The sequence below is a fragment of the Pseudonocardia nigra genome (genome assembly GCF_019396355.1).
In the GTDB taxonomy this organism is placed as follows: domain Bacteria; phylum Actinomycetota; class Actinomycetes; order Mycobacteriales; family Pseudonocardiaceae; genus Pseudonocardia; species Pseudonocardia nigra.
This window is the reverse complement of sequence record NZ_JAHKRK010000443.1, coordinates 1-1594: the sequence shown is the minus strand read 5'-3', so window position 1 is coordinate 1594 and position 1594 is coordinate 1. Positions and strand designations below refer to the sequence as shown.

Sequence of the window (1594 nt, the reverse complement as noted above, 5' to 3'; positions counted from 1 at the left end):
CAGCCGTTCGAACGTAGATCGAACGTGTGTCCATGAGTTTCACCGGCTTCGGACGACCGGCACGCCGCTGAGCTGCGGTTACGCCGTTGTGCGTGTCCAGAGCCGGCCATCAGCTGCGGAACCCGGGCTCATGCGGCCCAGGCTATGCCGATGTTTCGAGTTCTTCAGTTTCCAGGAGTTCGGCGGTCACCGATTCGGGTGGCTGCCGGGAGGTGAGGGACCGAAGGCTGCGCCGGGACCGCCGTGCGGATTGCCACGCGGGAGACGCGCGAGTTCACCCGGGTTCCGTGCTTCCGGGGCACGGATGTCTGCCTCGACCAGGCAGGTTCTGCCTGCGGCGCGCGTCGCGATGCCGCAGCAGCGTTCACGTACGCGCTCCAGGATCTCCATGTCGCCGAGGGGGAGGGCGACTCGCAGGTGCTGCCGCATTGCGACCTCGGGTGTATCGAGCACCGCGTCGACGAGACGGGCGCGCGTGCCCGGAGGGACATGTCCCGCCCCGACGTGGAGGCACGCCCAGACGATGGACGGATCCGTGAAGTTGATCTCGGCGACCGCGAGTAGCCGTCCGTCCTCGCCGGCGATCCTGACCTTGTGCGACTGACGGAGGCCGGTTACGCCTGGGTCGGGACGGTGGTCTTCTGGCGGAGCCTCTCATAGGGGGTTTGGCCGCCGTGGGGGCGGTGGCGGGGCGGTGGTAGTTGTAGTAGTCCTCCCACTCGCGAAGCTTGTCGTCGAAGCACTGGCTGTCGTCGATGACGACGCCGTCGAGGAGCCGGTAAAATTCTTCGGCGTCGATGCGGTGGGAGCGCTCTACCTTGCCGTTCAGCCGCGGGGTGCGGGGCTTGATGTAGACGTGCTGGAGGCCCTGGTCCAGGGCGCGCCAGTGGAACGCGGACTGGAACTTGGCACCGTTGTCTGTCTGGATGACCTCGACCCGGAACGGCAGCCGCCCGAGGACGTGGTCGAGGAAGGCGATCGCGGTCTTCTGGTCGGCCTTGGGGTAGACCTTGAGCACGCGGAGCCGGGTGCAGTCGTCGATCGCGGTGAACTGGTAGTAGCGACGTCGGCGACGTGCGGCGAGGCCGGTGGTCTCCACGATGTGGCCGTCTGAGCGGCGGGTAGCCGCAGCTTCGGCGCCGGGTAGGGCTTCGATGAACTTGACGTCGATCTGTACCCGGTGCCCAGGTTGGGCCTTCTCGTAGCGCTTCCATCGCCGGTCGTGACGTTGGTACCGCTGGGAGGCGGGGAGCCGGTTGAGGCCCAGGCGTTTGAGGATGCGCCACACGCCGGACACGCTGATGGTGACGTCGTGGTAGCGGGCCAGGTACATGACGATCTTCGCTGGGCCGAAGTGGTAGTGCCGGCGCAGGTGCACGATCTTCTCCACGACTTCGGCGGCGGCGGCGTTCGGGCTGTGGTGCGGGCGGTGGGAGCGGTTGCGCAGCCCTTCGGGGCCCTCGGCCTCTAGAGCGTGTCCCGTGGATCATGCGGGTCGGCTGCGGTAGATCTCTTCTGTGCTTGATCGCCACGACTTGACCGACGCGGAGTGGGCACGGCTGGAGCCGTTGCTGCCCGACCGGACACCGCGACG

The 1594-nt window shown here is 67.4% G+C and carries 1 protein-coding gene and 1 pseudogene; one reads left to right on the top strand and one right to left on the bottom strand.

Annotated elements, in window-relative coordinates; translation table 11 throughout:
• Nucleotides 1–243 precede the first annotated feature (243 nt).
• Nucleotides 244–564: a hypothetical protein gene (locus KME75_RS41425; RefSeq protein WP_219420447.1), complete on the top strand. Its 321-nt coding sequence runs from the start codon at nt 244–246 to the stop codon at nt 562–564.
• 178 nt (nt 565–742) lie between these two features.
• Here KME75_RS41425 and KME75_RS47365 read toward each other — a convergent pair.
• Nucleotides 743–1459, bottom strand: a pseudogene (locus tag KME75_RS47365) (DDE-type integrase/transposase/recombinase); the annotation flags it as partial.
• Nucleotides 1460–1594: the final 135 nt, after the last annotated feature.